At 62.3% G+C, this 16,339-nt stretch carries 12 protein-coding genes; 7 read left to right on the forward strand and 5 right to left on the reverse strand.

The window, feature by feature from the left end; translation table 11 throughout:
* The first annotated feature begins 521 nt into the window (after nt 1–521).
* Entirely contained in the window at nt 522–902 is a 381-nt protein-coding gene (locus L6D82_RS23200; protein WP_236191733.1) for a DUF6124 family protein, read from the forward strand.
* 72 nt (nt 903–974) lie between these two features.
* Nucleotides 975–1,202, forward strand: a complete 228-nt coding sequence (gene relB, locus L6D82_RS23205; protein ID WP_102688527.1) for a type II toxin-antitoxin system RelB family antitoxin — start codon at nt 975–977, stop codon at nt 1,200–1,202.
* 176 nt (nt 1,203–1,378) lie between these two features.
* Here relB and L6D82_RS23210 read toward each other — a convergent pair whose 3' ends face one another.
* The 4 genes from L6D82_RS23210 to L6D82_RS23225 all read right to left on the reverse strand — a co-directional run bounded on the left by L6D82_RS23210 (nt 1,379) and on the right by L6D82_RS23225 (nt 7,008).
* Nucleotides 1,379–2,830 carry a curlin gene (locus L6D82_RS23210; RefSeq protein ID WP_102688528.1) on the reverse strand — a complete coding sequence of 484 codons (1,452 nt, stop codon included), beginning with the start codon at nt 2,828–2,830 and terminating at the stop codon, nt 1,379–1,381.
* Between the two features lie 26 nt (nt 2,831–2,856).
* Nucleotides 2,857–3,321 carry a curlin gene (locus tag L6D82_RS23215; RefSeq protein WP_064595177.1) on the reverse strand — a complete coding sequence of 155 codons (465 nt, stop codon included), beginning with the start codon at nt 3,319–3,321 and terminating at the stop codon, nt 2,857–2,859.
* 70 nt (nt 3,322–3,391) lie between these two features.
* On the reverse strand, nt 3,392–5,626 hold the full coding sequence (locus L6D82_RS23220; RefSeq protein ID WP_236191734.1) for an Ig-like domain-containing protein: 2,235 nt from the start codon (nt 5,624–5,626) through the stop codon (nt 3,392–3,394).
* A 35-nt stretch (nt 5,627–5,661) separates the two neighbouring features.
* Nucleotides 5,662–7,008 carry a hypothetical protein gene (locus L6D82_RS23225; protein WP_236191735.1) on the reverse strand — a complete coding sequence of 449 codons (1,347 nt, stop codon included), beginning with the start codon at nt 7,006–7,008 and terminating at the stop codon, nt 5,662–5,664.
* Between the two features lie 318 nt (nt 7,009–7,326).
* Here L6D82_RS23225 and L6D82_RS23230 point away from each other — a divergent pair, with 318 nt between their 5' ends.
* The 5 genes from L6D82_RS23230 to L6D82_RS23250 all read left to right on the forward strand — a co-directional run bounded on the left by L6D82_RS23230 (nt 7,327) and on the right by L6D82_RS23250 (nt 15,835).
* Nucleotides 7,327–8,775 (forward strand): sensor histidine kinase, encoded by a 1,449-nt coding sequence (locus L6D82_RS23230; protein WP_236191736.1) that lies wholly within the window; start codon nt 7,327–7,329, stop codon nt 8,773–8,775.
* Between the two features lie 159 nt (nt 8,776–8,934).
* Complete coding sequence (locus tag L6D82_RS23235; RefSeq protein WP_236191737.1) at nt 8,935–11,742, forward strand: multicopper oxidase domain-containing protein; 2,808 nt, start codon at nt 8,935–8,937, stop codon at nt 11,740–11,742.
* A gap of 17 nt (nt 11,743–11,759) precedes the next feature.
* On the forward strand, nt 11,760–12,830 hold the full coding sequence (locus tag L6D82_RS23240) for an SCO family protein (protein ID WP_236191738.1): 1,071 nt from the start codon (nt 11,760–11,762) through the stop codon (nt 12,828–12,830).
* A 106-nt stretch (nt 12,831–12,936) separates the two neighbouring features.
* A complete protein-coding gene (locus L6D82_RS23245; protein WP_085748452.1) occupies nt 12,937–14,430 on the forward strand; it encodes a sensor histidine kinase in 1,494 nt (497 codons plus the stop codon).
* Complete coding sequence (locus L6D82_RS23250) at nt 14,399–15,835, forward strand: sigma-54-dependent transcriptional regulator (protein ID WP_011333449.1); 1,437 nt, start codon at nt 14,399–14,401, stop codon at nt 15,833–15,835. The genes L6D82_RS23245 and L6D82_RS23250 overlap by 32 nt, the downstream gene beginning before the upstream one ends.
* Here the strand turns inward: L6D82_RS23250 and L6D82_RS23255 are convergent.
* The gene (locus tag L6D82_RS23255; RefSeq protein ID WP_085748450.1) at nt 15,826–16,194 is read right to left on the reverse strand and encodes a hypothetical protein; all 369 of its coding nucleotides are present in this window, start codon (nt 16,192–16,194) and stop codon (nt 15,826–15,828) included. The two genes, L6D82_RS23250 and L6D82_RS23255, sit on opposite strands and share 10 nt — an antisense overlap.
* Between the last annotated feature and the right edge of the window lie 145 nt (nt 16,195–16,339).

The raw sequence follows: 16,339 nt of genomic DNA on the forward strand, positions 1-16,339 counted from the left end.
TTGATGTTGTTCCTGGCGCTTTTGGCGTTCCTGTCGCTCTTGTTGGTGTTGGTGTTGGTGTTGGTGTGAGCAGATGTATGTGTTTTTAAAACCCGAATTCAACTCGGTATTTCACGTCGGCGTACCTCTCCCAAACAACTTGATCGGCTCCCTCTCCCTCCGGGAGAGGGCTGGGGTGAGGGCCAGCGTCCTGAAGTCTGTTTAAAAACGTGTCTGAATACACCGAACCTTCCCACAAGGTTTTCAGGTTGTCCGTCGGAAGCGCGGGCTCTAGCCTGTTTCGGTCGCTGCCAATTCAGCGATCGGGCATGGAAACCCGCGTAACAACAGAGCGCACAAGCGCCATTCATAACGTATCCTGCGCACCCTCATGGTGTGCACTTTGTTATGGCGGCTGTGCGTAGGAGACCTCGTGTCTGCCGGGTTGCTCTGTCCCGGGTTTCCAGCCTGCGTACAGCTGCCACCTATTCGCTTGGAAACCGAATAGGGCCAGCTATAACCGTCATACAGGGTAAAAAATCATGAAGAAACCAACACCCAACCCACCCGAAACCCAAGCCAACCCCGAAACCGACCCAACCTCCCCATACACCTCCGTCAACTCGAAAAAACTCCACGAAGCCGCCGAACGCGCCCTCGATCATTACCTCTGCCCCGGCGCCCACATCATGGGCAGCGTCAACGAACCCGCGCGGATGTACCTCGCCAACCCGGCCTACAACACCGAATCCCTGCTCGCCAACGCCAGCGAATCCCTGGGCTCGGCCAGCGAAATGCTCAACAACTTCGCCGCCACCCTCGACCCCGCCCACCGCAAGACCGCCCTGGGCATCGCGCAGATCCTCATGCTGGGTGAATTGGCCGTAAATCAGGCCTTGGATCACGTCGAGCTGAAGGGCTGATCCAGCACATGCCCAATAAAAAAACGCGGCCCAGCAACGGGTCGCGTTTTTCACATTCAAACTGGAGTCACCATGGATCCCCTGATCTCCACCATCGTTTCAGACTTCGAAAGCGAAGAGCAGGCCGCCAGCTACGACCGGTGGTTCCGTGCCGAAGTCCAAGCGTCAATCGACGACCCGCGTCCAAGTATTCCGCATGAGCAAGTGATGGCTGAAATACAGGTATTGATGGAAGAGGTTCAATGCAGGTACCAGACACTTGAGGCGTCGAACAAGGACTGCACCGCAGCACCAAATTGATCGTTCCCACGCTCTGCGCGGGAATGCAGCCCCTGACGCTCCGCGTCAAATTCGCGAGTTGGAACGCGGAGCGTCCCTTGAGGCATTCCCACGCAGAGCGTGGGAACGATCAATACCCAATCATCAGCGCAAAAAAAACCGCGACCTCAAGATCGCGGTTTTCCAACACCCAACACTTACTGCTGCAAAACCGTCGCCTGGTTAGCCGACCCGAACTGCTGAATCGTCGCGGTCTGCGTCATCCCGCTCTGATCCACATTGGCAATGTTCCCGGTGCCGCCCTGGGTTACATACGCCACGTTCATGGTGTCAGCCTGTTTCACGGTGATCATGTTGTCGCTGCCATACAGCTGCGCGGTGTAGGCCTGGTTGCCGGTGCCGGATTGATCGAATTCGGCGCTGTTGCCCGAGCCGTTCGACGAGCCTTGAACCAGGTTGGTGGTGCCGCGTTGGTCGGCGATGAGGATGTTGTCGCTGCCGTTCTGGTCGAAGTACAGCTCGTTGTAGGAATCAGCCTGGCTGACCGTGGTTTTGTTGCCAGTGCCGGTCTGGTTAGTGGTCATGATCTGGCCGATGCCGTCCTGGGTGAAGCTGGCGATGTTGCCGTTGCCGGTCTGATTGACCGTGGCGCGCTGGTTGCTGCCGAACTGGCCGCCATGTTGCGGGCCTTTCCAGTTGCTGGCGTAGACCTTGTTGTCGTTGCCCACCGAGGTAGCGTTGAGGGTGTGGCTGTCGCCGTTCTGGTAGGTGAAGTGCACGTTGCCGTTGCCGACTTGATACAGCGCCAGCGTCGAGTTGACCGATTCGAACTGGTCGGCATAGATGGCGTTGGTGTTGCCGACCTGGGTCACGGCGGCGGTGTTGTTTTCGCCGAAGCTCTGGTCGACCACGGTTTCGTTGCTGTCGCCGTACTGGTTGACGGTGGCCTGGCTGGCCAGTTGCGAGTCTTGCCAGATTTCGGTGCCGTTGAGGTTGCCGAACTGGTTGATGGTGATGTTGCCGCCGGTGCCGTTGCGCTGGTCGCCGTAGGCGTAGTTGTTTTCGCCGGCCTGGTTGATGCCGATCTGGCCACCGTTGTGCAGGACCTGTTCGGCGGTGCCGTAGTTGGCGGTGCCGTACTGGGTGATCACCGAGCTGTTGCCGGTGCCTTCGTACAGTTGCTCGATGTTGGCTTCGTTGCTGTCGCCGAACTGGAAGGTCTTGCCTTCGCTGCCGTTTTGCGAGTCCTGATAGACGAACGAGAAGTTGCCGGTGCCTTGCTGTTGTTGCAGCGCCTGGTTGCCGGCGCCGAAACCCAGGGACTGGCTGGCGTGGGTGGTGTTGAAGGCGCCGACCTGTTGTTGGGTGATGGTGCTGTTGTCTTCGAACAGCTGCTCGGCGTAACCGGCATTGTAGTCACCGACCGCGTCCTGGGTGATGACGCTGGTGGCGGTGTCCTGCACGGCGGCGGCGTTGTTGCCCTGGCCCAGTTGGGTCTGGGTCGCGGTGCTGAACGGCGCCTGGGTCTGCTTCACATCAGCGATGTTGGCCGTACCGAACTGGCTCTGGGTGGAAAGGCTGTCGTCGGCCATGGCCTGGGCACTGATCATGACCAGGATGGCGGCGGTGAGGGGCGTCAGTTTGAACATGATGAACTCTCCGATGATTGCAGTGCTTAGCGATATTGCTTGACCGAAACGCTCATGCCGTTGCCCGACTGGGTCACGGCGCTTTGCAGCCCCGTGCCGGCCTGCTCGATGCTGGCGTCGTTGTTGTTGCCGTTTTGCGAAATCTGCGCACGGTTGTGGCTGCCGGTTTGCGTGATGGACGCGGCGTTGCCGGAGCCGTTTTGCGTGATCAGGGCCATCAGGTCGCTGCCTTGTTGCAGGATGTACGCCTCCTGATTGCTGCCCGACTGCACGATCCTGCCCAGCAGCGACTGACCGTTCTGCGACAGCAGCGCCAGGTTGACCTGGCCGTTCTGGTCGATCAGGGCTTGCTGGCCCACGGGGGGCGGCAGTTCGCCGAGATCGGCGCTGTTGGGCGCCAGGTCGTCGTTTTCCATCAGGTCGTCGGCGCGCACGCCCGCACTGACGCACAGGGCGAGCAGGCAAAGCAGGGCGGCGGTCGGCGTGTTCATGGCAAATATCCTGTGGGGCGTTAACCGTTGAGCGTTGCCCCGCCGGCCCGAAAGCAGGCGGGGCGTTGGCTCACAGCGTGTTGACCGAGATGGTGCGAACGGTGCCCTGGGACGAGCGGATGGTGGCGGTCGGGTTGGCTGATGGCACGACCAGCGTGTTGTTCAGCGTCAGCCGCCAGCGTCCGGTCACCGGTACCGTGGTGGTGCCCAGCGTTACCAGCCCGGTCGGGGTGGTGACCTGCACGGTGATGGTGTTGCCGGTGGTCACCGACGAGGTGCCGGCGAAGTCCCAGTTGAAGCGGCCGCCGGAACGGGCCTGCACGGTCGAGGTGGTGATCGTGAAGGTTTCCGCCGCTGGCCGTGGCGACACTTGCACCGTGACGGTCGCCGGCGTCGACTGGGCGTTGAAGCTGTCCCGGGCGATGTAGGTGAAGGTCGTGGTGAAGGCCGTGGTCACGGTGGCCGGTGGGGTGTAGGTGATCACCGTGCCGTCGGTGCTGACCGTGCCGCGTCCTGCCGGTGGTTGGGTCAGGCTGGCGACGCCCAGCGGCGTGTTGCCTTCCGGATCGGTGTCGTTGGCCAGGACGTTGATCGGGATCGCGACACCGAGGGTGGCGACGCTGTCGGCGACGGCGGTCGGTGGCCGGTTAGGCGCGACGGTCACCGTCACGGTCGCCGGATTGGCCGAGGCCAGGCCTTTGCTGTCTTGCGCCTTGTAGGTGAAGGTGGTGGTCAGCGGAGTATTGACCACGGCTGGCGGGGTGTAGACCACCGAGGTGGTGCCGCTCAGCGCGACGGTACCTTGGCCGGCTGCCGGTTGAGTCAACGCGGTGATGGTCAGCGGCACGTTGTTGTCCGGGTCGCTGTCGTTGGTCAACAGGCTGAGGGTGATCGGCAAGCCGAAGCTGGTGCTGCCGGTGTCGGCGTTGGCCAGTGGCGCCTGGTTCTCACCGGTGTCCGGTGCTGCACCGACCACTACGACTGGCTCGGTATCGCTGCCGCCGGCGGCGGATTTCACCGTGACGGTGGCGGGTGGCTGAGTCAGGTCGGCCACGGTGATTTTTTGCAGCGTGCCGGTTTTCGACAGGCGTCCGTAACCTTGCGCGACCATGTCCGGCACCGCGACTTCATCGGTCGAGGTGGCTTCGATCAGCAGGCTGTGGTTGGCCCAGCTGTAGCGGGCGGTCTGGATTTTCACCACGTCGGTCAGCTTGGCCGAGACAGCGGTCGGACGGGTGGTGCCGGCCGGGTTGGTCGCGGTCACGACCACCACCGACGGCAGGGTGCCGGTGCCCAGGCGCTGGCCGAAGAACAACCCGTTGTTGTCGCCCAGCAGACTGGTCTGGCACGGCGTCGGTGGTGGGCCGGGCAGCAACGCCACGGTTTCGCGGAAGCACAGGGTCGAGCTGCTGTCAGCCTTGGCGAACACCTCGGCGCGTACACCGGCCGAGGTCCGGCGATAGGTGGCGCGGTCGATGGCGACTTGGGTTTGCTGACGATTGTCGAGGACCTTGCCGGCGACGGTGAACAGGTTGGTCTGAATCGAGCCGGCGCCCGACGGACCATCGATCCGCAGGAAGTTGGTGTTGAACGGGCTGCCGGTCACCGCTTCGGTGAGGTTCGGGTCGCCGACGAAGGTTTCGATGCCGCCGGTGTCCGGGTTCACTTCGGTATACGGGCCGTTGATGCTGCGCAGGAACGGGCCGATGGCACCGTTGAGCGCGCCACTGAAGTTGCCCGGCGCACCGATGCCGATGTCTTTGGTGATGTTGATCGCCCGCCGGCCAGGGGTGGTGACGTTGACGGTTTCAACGCCGTACGGGTGGGTGATGGTGTAGGTGCCGGCCACCGGGACGTTCACCCGGATGCGGATCCGCGCGAAGCTTTGCTGATCGCCATCGACCGGATTTTCCGAGGCGAACGCCGCTTCGATGCCTGCGACGTAGGCGTCGACACCGAAACCGGCGCCGTTGTTGGGGATCGCGGTTTCAGCCAGGAACCAGAAGGCTTCCGGCGGCCAGTTGTCCGGGAACACCATCGGCAGGCTGTCATCGAAGACGCCCGGTTCCGGCAGCAGGGTGCACATGTAGGCCGGCGGGGTGCTGGCCGGCACCCGCGAACTGGCGGCGCGCGACTGGCAGAGTTCCATCGACAGCTGATTGTTGTCCTGGTACCACATCGGGAATTTCCCGGTGGCGAAGGTGTAGGGGCCGGGATCGACAGCGGCCAGTTGCGCGAACGCACTGCCGGTCAGCGAGATTGTCAGCCCGAGCGCGTTGAGCGCGAAGCGTGGCCACTTGTTCATGATGCCTCCTGATGCGGATCTGGGCATGTGAGCGTTCATTGCACGATGACCACTTCTTCGGTATCGCTGCCGCCGTTGGACGACGTCACCCGAACCTTGGCCGGTGGAATCGGCGTGATCCCGGTGGCCAGGGTTTTCACCGCGCCATCACCGCCCAGCGCACCGATGGTGGCGCCGGTGCCGGAGGTGGCGGTGAGCACCGGTGGCGAGGTTTCGTCACTGGTCGAGGCCACCACGGTCAATTGCCCGGAAGTGAGGCTGTACTCGGCGCGCTGGATCACCACCAGGTCGGTCAGGTTCATGGGCAGGGTGGTCGGCGAGCTGGTCGCGATCGCCAGGTGGTTGTCGGCGGTCACCTGCAGCACGGAGGGCAAAGTCGGGTTGACCGCTGATTGCGCGTACCAGCTGCCGGTACTGTCGGCTTCTGTCATGTTCACCACGGGCGTGCTGCTGGTGATGGCGGCGGTGCCCGGCGCGGGCGGGGCTTTGACGAACACGTCTTGTTGGGCCACTGGTGCGCTTTCGCCGGGCTTGCGCGAGTAGGTGCTGCGCTCGGTGATCAGAGGCGTTGGCCGCACTACTGTCGACAACTTGCCGGACACGGCGAAAGTCGTGCTGCGCAGGTCGATGCCGCCCGGGCCTTCGATGCGTACGTAGTTGGTGTTGAACGGGCTGCCGGTGACCGCTTCGTTGAGGTTCGGATCGCCAACAAACTGTTCGGCTGCGCCGGTCAACGGATTGGTCTCGGTGTACGGCCCGTTGACGCTGCGCAGGAACGGCCCGATGTCACCCTTGAGCGCGCCGTCGTAGGTTTGCGGGGTACCGATGCCGATGTCGCGGGTCATGTTGATCGCGCGCCGGCCGGGGGTATCGACGGTGAACACATCGACGCCGTACGGGTGGGTGATGACGTAGGTGCCGGCGGTCGGCACATCCACGCGAATGCGGATCCGCGCAAAGCTGACCTGATCGCCTTCCACCGGCTCTTCGGCGGCGAACGCGGCTTCGATGGCGCTGACGTAAGTCAGGTCGATTCCCCGTGCTGCATCGACGACGGTGGTCTCACCGGTGAACCAGAACGCTTCATCGGGGAAGTTGGTGGGGAACACGATCGGCTGCGCGTCATCGAACACGCCGGGGGTCGGCAGCAGCGAGCACATGTACGACGGGGCGCCGGGTGTGCTCGGTACGCGGGAGCTGAGTGCTTTGGACAGGCACAGATCCAGGGTGCGACCGTGGCTGTCCTGATACCAGCTGGCGAAACCGCCATTGGCCGGTGTGTAGGGACCCGGATCGACGGCGAACAGAGCGGCCTGGGCAATGCCCTGGGCCAAGGCGCTCACGACCAGGACGGTCGCGGTTTTGGACAGTAAAGGGTGCATGAGTTAATCCCTCTATCGAAGTACCTGCCCCGTGGGGTTGGGTCAGTTGCTGAGGGCTTTACAACTTCCATACCAACGATTGGCCAACCGGCGGCAAACGCCCGTGGTGCAAGGGTTCGAGGCTCATCGTGGGGGAAAAGGGCGCACGCCCGGATAGGGCGACTGTCCCCAGCATTGGGGATTGTGGGGGCATGAACGCCTGGCGGTTTTCGCCTGACCGGGAAATCGGCCGAACGTGGGGCCGTTCACCCCCCGCATCCGGGCAAACACCCAACCGTGGGCTATAACCCTATAGGGACGTATCGGGAAGTCGCCGCCATGAACATGCAGTCAAAAACGCTACCGGTCGAGGAGGGCAGCCAGCGGCTGAACTCGCGCAAGCAGCCGTTCAACCTGTTGCGCTGGTTTTCATTGATCAGCATGGCGGTGATCGGCACCGTGGCGGTGGCGCTCGGGGCGGTGTCGACACGGTTCGTGATCGAAGAAAGCGTGCAGCGCGATGCCTTGCTGACCGCGCAGTTCATTCAGGCCATCGCGTCGGCGGAAGTGCGCCACGTCTCGATTCCCAATATCCGCACCATGGGGGAGTTGCTCGACCCTCGTCAGGACAACGATTTTCCCGATGTCGACCCGCAGGCCCGAGCCAGCGCCAGAGGCGAGTTTCTTGATCACATCGAGCATTTGCCAGATGTGATCCTCGCCAACATTTATGCGCCGGACCGTACCGTGATCTGGTCGACCAACCCGGCGCTGATCAACACCCGGATTCATGCCGACGAAGACCTCGACCGGGCCTTCGATGAAAAGATCCCGGTCTCGGCCAGCTATCACGACGTCGACAAGGCCCGCGAAGAACAAAAGTTCGTGGTGCCGCCGGAATACATCTTCATCGAAAACTACATCCCGCTGTTCGACGCCGAGGGCAAGAACGTCACGGCGATGGTCGAGATCTATAAAGAGCCCAAGGACCTGATCGCCCGCATGGAACGTGGGCTGACGCTGATCTGGCTGGCCACCGCGCTGGGCGGCGGACTGATTTACCTGGGGCTTTACTGGATCGTGCGGCGGGCGGCGATTCTGCTGGCGGCCCAGCAAAAACAACTGATCGCCAACGAAACCTTTGTCGCGCTGGGCGAGATGTCTTCGGCAGTGGCCCACAGTCTGCGCAACCCGCTGGCGACCATTCGCTCCAGCGCCGAGCTGGCGCTGGAGTTCGACGCGGGGCCGGCACAGAAGAACATCAAGGACATCATCGGCCAGGTCGACCGCATGTCGAAGTGGGTGCGCGAACTGCTGCAATCGTTGCGACCGCTCAATGACGACCCGGAACCGGTGAACCTGGTGGCGGCGCTGCACGACAGCCTGATGGCGTTCGAGCAGCAGATTGCCAAGGCTGGCGTGCACGTGGTGTTTCAACCTCAGCAGACGCCGATGGTGCTGAGCCAGCCGGTGCAGCTCACACAAATCCTCAACAGCCTGCTGGCCAATGCGCTGGAAGCGATGGACAAGGGCGGCACACTGACCATCACCCTCGAACCGAGCGACAGCCGTGGCGTAAGCGTTGTACTCAGCGACACCGGCAAAGGCATGAACGAGGAACAGCGCAGCATGGCGTTCCGGCCGTTCTTCACCACCAAGCAGGGCGGCCTCGGCGTGGGGCTGGTACTGGTCAAACGGATCATGGAACGCTTCGGCGGGGGCGTGAGCCTGGACAGCCGTGAAGGCGAGGGCACCACCGTTCGTCTGGCGTTTCAGCTCATTCAGTAAATTGGGGTGAACTTTCCCCCAGCAGTGGGTGTCAGGCCCCGGTCACCGGGGAGTGGGGAATGCAACAGCGCGTGCAAGTCCCTGTAACAACTGGAAATGATTTTTTGGCGAGGTAATTGCAAAACACCATCACCCCTTCCTTAGATGAGGCGGCTGGTGATGGACAGAGCAATGCGTGACCCCAAAAAGCTTTTCCTGTTGACGCCACTGAGCGTCTTTCTGATGTTGACCCTGGGCCAGATGTCCGCGGTCCGAGCGAGCCCGATCGACGACGAGAATCAGCCGGAAGCGTCCGACCCGTCGGCCTATTACGACGAGCCCGAAGACCGCGCTGGCGCGCTCAATGCAATCCTGACGATGCCCGAGGCCAACGTAGACTCCTTCGATCTGCCTGACGGGGTCAAAGGCACGCGCAACACGACGCGCACGGAAAACATCCTGCCGCCCACCGTCCAGACCAGTTTCAATTACCCCACCAACGGCAAGCCGAGCCCGCTGTACGGTGCCCAGCCGTTCACTCAGCAACTGGTGCTGTTCGAAGAGTTCGGCCCGGAAAAACTCGACCCGACCACACCGGCCGCGCCGTTGAGTTTTCCGCCAGCCGCCATCGGTCCGGCGCCGGCGCAAGACCCGAACAACATCGCCCGCAGCGCGCCTCCCGGCACGGCGCTGGATGCGTTTCTGCGTCAACCGGGGCTCACGCCATTTCCGAGCCAGTATGCCAACACGGTTGACCGCAACCCTTGGCAGGCGCAGATCGAACTATTTCTCAACCGTCACATCGGTTCCTCCGCCGAAGGCCGGCCACCGGGAAAAGGCTGGGCTCATCAGCGCTGGAACGAGTTCTACCCGCAAGTCGCCTACAAGACCGTGCAGACCGGCGCGCGGCTGAACGGCGGTCTGCGTGACAGTCGGCAGATGCACGGTTATGCGGTGGGCGAATTCGGCCCCGGCGGTCTGTACCACAACGTCGCGGGCGTGCCGGCGACCGATGGCACGGCCAAGGGTGTCGACCCACGGTTCCACCCGGCGATGCCGGTGCAGGACCACAACTCGGTGTGGACCTTCGACGGCACGCTGCCGCCGAAACTGTTGATGGTGCGCTACGGCCAACCAGTGCTGATGCGGCACTACAACGGCTTGCCGATCGATCCTTCCGCCAACCGCGGTTTCGGTCTGCACACCATCACCACCCACGAGCACAACGGCCACGCGCCGGCGGAAAGCGACGGTTATGCCAACGCGTTCTTCTTCCCCGGGCAGTACTACGACTATCGCTGGCCGATCCAGCTCGCCGGTTACGACAGCATCAACACCAAGGCTGAAGATCCACGCGCTGCATTCCCCTGCGCACCGGGGGAAACCCTGTGGGTCAATGACCTGCAGCCTGCGAAAAAGACCTGCGACCACGGCACCATCAGGATTCGTGGCGACTGGCGCGAAACCATGAGCACCCACTGGTTCCACGACCACATGCTCGATTTCACCGCGCAGAACGTCTACAAGGGCAACGCGGCGATGATGAACTACTACAGCGCCCTGGACCGTGGCAACGAATCGGTGAACGACGGCGTCAACCTGCGTTTCCCCAGCGGCAGCGCCTTGCCGTGGGGCAACCGCGACTACGACGTCAATCTTGTGTTCGCCGACAAGGCCTGGGATCAGCAGGGTCAGCTGTGGTTCAACCCGTTCAACACTGACGGCTTCATCGGCGATCAGGTGCTGGTCAACTGGCAATGGAAACCGACCCTCGACGTGCGGGCGCGCAGTTATCGCTTCCGCCTCCTCAATGGTTCGGTGTCGCGCTACTTCAAGCTCGCCCTGGTGCGTGAAGTCAAAGGCACCGGCGGCGAATTCCAGGGACCGAGAAACTCCGGTGTGTCGTACAGCCGGGTGCCGTTCCACATGATCGCCAACGACGGCAACATTATGGAGCACAGCGTGCCGTTCGACGGCTCGATGGACCTCGATGCCGACGGCGACAAGCAGAACCACAACGCGATCCTGCCGACCCAGGGCATCGCCGAGCGGTTCGACATCATCGTCAACTTCGCGAAAAACGGCATCAAACCGGGCGACAAGCTGTTCTTCGTCAACCTGCAGGCCCAGGACGACGGCAAGGGTCCGAAAGAAGTGATCCCGCTGGCCGACGTGCTTTCGGAGAAATACCTGGCAGTCATCAAACAGACCAGCAAGGGTCCGCAATGGGATCGGGGTGACCCGGTGGTAGGCAAGGTCTTGCAACTCAACGTCAAGGCTTATACCGGTCAGGATCTGTCGATGAACCCGGCGGCCTACGAACCGGCCAAACCGGGCAAGGCCGAAGGCATGGTGATGATTCCGCTGAAGATTCACCGCGACAACGCTGCCGACAAGGCCTTGCTCGCCAAAGCGCTGCACCGGACCTTCATCTTCGGCCGCTCCGACGGCACCGATGAAGCGCCGTGGACGATCAAGACCGATGGCGGCTTCGGTTTCCACATGGACCCACGCCGGTTGAATGCCTCGACCAAACTGGCCAGCGGCCCGACCGACGCCGGGGTCAACGGCATCGGCACCCTGGAAGTCTGGAACATCAGGGCTGGCGGCACGGGCTGGAGCCATCCGGTGCACGTGCACTTCGAGGAGGGGATCATCCTCAGCCGTGGCGGCAAGGCCCCGCCTGAGTGGGAAAAATGGGCGCGCAAGGACGTCTACCGGATCGGTTCGGAGGCCGACGGGCTGGACAACGTCGAGATGGCGATCAACTTCCGCGAGTTTGCCGGGACCTACATGGAGCACTGTCACAACACCCAGCATGAGGACAACTCGATGCTGCTGCGTTGGGACCTCGAGAAACCCGGGCAACTGCAGTTGATGCCGACACCGCTGCCGAGCTGGGATGGCGTGCGCTACGTCAACTCCGCCGCGCTGCCAACCTTCCGCACCGGCGACGGCTTCGGCCCGCAAGTGACCGTGAAACCATGAAAAGGGAGGGAGCCGACATGAACCAGCCAACGCCGCGCTCCCGCGCCCTGGGCATGCACCTGATTCTGGTGCTGGTCACCTGCCTGCTCGGCAGCCAGGTGCTCATCGCCCATCAGGCGCAGCCCGAAGGCGCCAGTGAGTCCGCCACCCCGTGGGGTGGCGACTATTTCCCCAACACCCTGCTGACCGACCAGGACGGTCGGCAGGTGCGCTTTTTCGATGACCTGATCAAAGACAAGGTGGTGGTGATCAACTTCATCTTCACTTCGTGCAGCGACTCCTGCCCACTGGAAACCGCACGCTTGCGCCAGGTGCAGAAACTGCTGGGGGACCGGGTCGGGAAAGACATCTTCTTCTACTCGATCACTATCGATCCGCTGAGCGACACCCCCGCAGTGCTCAAGGCCTATGCGCAACGCTTCAAGGTCGGCCCCGGCTGGAAATTCCTCACCGGCGAGTTCGAAGACGTCACCGAGCTGCGCAAGAAGCTCGGGCTGTTTATCGAAGGCGTCGACAACGGGCGCACCAAGGACCACAACCTGAGCCTGATCGTCGGCAACCAGAGCACCGGGCGCTGGATGAAAGCCTCGCCGTTCGAGAACCCGTGGATCCTCGCCGACCAGCTCGCCAACACGCTGCAGAACTGGAAACAGGCCAGCACCGAAGAAAGCTACGCCGACGCTCCGCAGATTCGTCCGCCGAGCAATGGCGAAGAACTGTTCCGCACCCGCTGCGCTTCGTGTCACAGCCTCGGCCCGCAGGATGGCGAAGGCATCGGCATGCGCAACATCGGCCCGGACCTGATCGGCGTGACCCGTCAGCGCGACACGGCCTGGCTCAATCGCTGGATCCGCGAACCGGATCGTGTGCTGGCGGAGAAAGATCCGGTCGCACTGCAACTGTTCGAGCAATACGAGCGTATCCCGATGCCCAATCTGCGCCTGGACGAGGCCTCGGCGCAGTCGATCATCGACTTTCTGAGTGCCGAAACCGAGCGTCAGCATCCGTCCGTGCAGCCCTTGGCCGACGGGGCATTGACGCCAGTAAAACCGGCTTCTGCCAGCGAAACGGTGAGTCGAATGCAGTAGCGGCTAAATAGCATCATTGAACCGTGTGTCACGGTCATTGCCACCTACACTCATTCGAGAGAGGGCGGCTGTAACCGGCTCGATACCAGAACGCCAGGGCATCCCCATGCAACGACTGGAAGAACAGAAAACATCGGCACCGAACCTCGCGCTGGCGGCCATCAAGAGCTGGGGCGGGCAGTTCAATCTGCTGCGCTGGTTTTCGCTGGCCAGTTTTTTCATCATCGCGGCCGTGGCGCTGGGGCTGGGGTATATCTCCACGCGCTTCGTGGTCACCGAAAGCGTGGAGCGCGATGCGCTGCTCACCGCGCAATTCGTGCAGGCCATCGGCGATGCAGAAATGCGCCATGCCAACATCACGCCGCAACGGACCATGGGCGAGATGCTCGACTCGCGCCAGGACGGGAACTACCCCGACGTCGATCCGCTGTCCCATGCAATGGCCCGTGCCGAGTTTCTCGATCATGTCGAACATTTGCCGGATGTTCTGCTGGCCACGGTGTACGCCCTGGACCGCACGGTCATCTGGTCGACCAACCCCGAACTGATCAACGTCAAGTTTGAAGACGACGACGAGCTGGATGAGTCGTTCGAGATGAAAGTCCCGGTGTCTTCCAGTTATCACAAGATCGACGATGAAAAACCCGAGCAGCGGCTTTCTCGCGAACCCAAATACCTGTTCATCGAAAACTACATTCCGATGTTCAACGCCGACAAAAGCAAAGTGGTCGCCATGGTCGAGATTTACAAGGAGCCGGCCGATCTGGTCGACCGTATCGACCGAGGGTTCGCCTCGATCTGGGCTGCGACGATCCTCGGCGGCGCGGCGATTTACCTCGGCTTGTTCTGGATCGTGCGGCGCGCCTCGACGCTGCTGCAGAGCCAGCAGCAGCAACTGATCAGCAATGAAACCTTTGTCGCTCTGGGCGAGATGTCCTCGGCGGTGGCCCACAGCCTGCGCAACCCGCTGGCGACCATTCGTTCCAGCGCCGAGCTGGCCCAGGAAATCGCCAGCCCCGGCGCGCAACGCAACATCGGCGACATCATCAGCCAGGTCGACCGCATGTCGCGCTGGGTTCGCGAACTGCTGGTGTCGTTGCGCCCGATGAGTGACGACGGCGAGGCGGTGGACCTGCTGGCGGCGGTCGAGGACACCCTGGGGGCGTTTGATGCGCTGATCCGGCGCAACGGCGTCGAAGTGCGATTCGCACCACAAGATTGCCCGCCGGTGGTCAGTCAACAGGTGCTGCTCACGCAAATTCTCAATAGCCTGTTTGCCAATGCCCTGGAAGCGATGCCCAGAGGCGGCGTACTCAGTGTCGAGATTGAAACAGCGCAGGCCGGTCAGGTGCGCATGACCCTGAGCGACACCGGCAAAGGCATGAGCGCGCAGCAGCAACAACTGGTGTTCAAACCTTTTTTCACCACCAAGCAGGGCGGCCTCGGGGTCGGCCTGGCGCTGGTCAAGCGAATCATGGAGCGGTTTCAGGGTTCGGTCATGCTGACCAGCCGCGAGCAGGAAGGAACCCGCGTCAGTCTCAACTTTAGAGTGGCATCGGGAGGGGAATATGGAACACAGCATTCTGCTGGTCGAGGATGACGAACTGCTGGCCGAAAATATTCAGACCTACCTGGAGCGCAAAGACTTCGAGGTGACGGTCTGCCACTCGGCCGAGGACGCGCTGGGGCAACTGGAAAGCTTCATGCCGGACATCGTCCTGACCGACAACTCGCTGCCGGGCATGAGCGGTCACGATCTGATCCAGAAGCTGCGCATCAGCGCGCCGGACCTGAAAGTGATCATGATGACCGGCTACGGCAACGTCGAAGACGCGGTGGTCGCGATGAAGGAGGGCGCCTTTCATTACGTCACCAAACCGGTCGCGCTGCCGGAACTCAAACTGCTGCTGGACAAGGCCCTGGCCACCGAACGGATGGAGCGCACGCTGTCGTTCTACCAGGAGCGCGAGGCGCAGAAATCCGGAGTGCAGGCGCTGATCGGCGAATCGGCGCCTATGCTGCACCTGAAGAACACCATCGGTCAGTTGCTCGACGCCGAGCGGCGCATGGCCAACGGCGATCTGCCGCCGGTTCTGGTGGAGGGCGAAACCGGTACCGGCAAGGAACTGGTCGCCCGCGCGCTGCATTTCGACGGCGCGCGCAGCAAAGGCCCGTTCATTGAATTCAACTGCGCGTCGATTCCGGCCAACCTGGTGGAGTCAGAGCTGTTCGGGCATGAAAAAGGCGCGTTCACCGATGCCAAGGACCGCCGGGTCGGGCTGGTGGAAGCCGCAGATGGAGGCACGCTGTTTCTCGACGAAATAGGCGAAATGGATCTGGTGCTCCAGGCCAAGCTGCTGAAATTGCTGGAGGATCGCACCATTCGCCGGGTCGGCTCGGTGAAGGAGCGCAAGGTCAACCTGCGGGTGATCAGCGCCACCAATTGCAACCTTGAGCAGATGGTCCAGCAGGGCAAGTTTCGCCGCGATCTGTTTTTCCGCCTGCGGATCATCTCGATCAAGGTCCCGCGCTTGTACGCCCGTGGCGAAGACATCCTGCTGCTGGCCCGGCACTTCCTCGCCAGCCACGGCAAGCGTTACGGCAAACCGAACCTGCACTTCAGCGATCAGGCCGAAGAGCTGCTGCTCAGTTACACTTGGCCGGGCAACGTGCGCGAACTGCGCAACATGCTCGAACAGACCGTGCTGCTGGCGCCAAACGACACCATCGCCGCTCATCAACTGAACGTGTGCATGAGCCTGTGCGATGAGCTGCCACCGCAACATCAGCACGAGGTACCGCACACGCACTTCGAACCGCGCCCGGCGAGCAATACCGAATCGATGAACCTGCCGGAAGTCGAACGCGACATGGTGCGCAAGATGCTCGACAAGACCGACTGGAACGTCACCAAATCGGCGCGCCTGCTGGGCCTGAGCCGCGACATGCTGCGCTACCGCATCGAAAAACTCGGCCTGGCACGCCCGGACAAGCGTCAGTGGTAGACCGCGTTGCTGCGTGGGCTGGGCGTGCCGAGGCATTCGAGCACGCACGTCGGGTCCAGCACTTCGTCGTTGACGTAAATGCCGCGCTCGGCATCGTAGGTGCGGATAAACACCCGCACCGTCGCATCGGCCACGGTCGGCAGTTGCGAGTCCTGGAAAACACGGCGATCCGGGATGACGATGAAGTCCTGTGGCGGCGTGTCATCGAACGGCCGGGGCGGCTGAGCGGACAGCGACGGCGGAGCAGGGTGGGCAAAAGGCTGGTCCGACCCGTAGTAGTCGAAGTTGCTGTCCAGCGCCTGCGCCTGGGTGGCGGCGAGCAGACAGGCGGACAACAGCAGTCGATTGAACATTCCCATGGCAGCACCTGTGGAAGCGGATTTCCCCAAGGCTATTAACTATAGCTGTCCGTGGTGCAGGCGTTGGTGCAGGTGTTGTCGGCTTACAAGTTCGCAACAACCTGCTGCGCGAGGCTGATCTAGACTCGGGCCGCTCAATTGTGAG

Origin of the sequence: Pseudomonas paraglycinae (genome assembly GCF_021601625.1) — a bacterium.
In the GTDB taxonomy this organism is placed as follows: Bacteria; Pseudomonadota; Gammaproteobacteria; order Pseudomonadales; family Pseudomonadaceae; genus Aquipseudomonas; species Aquipseudomonas paraglycinae.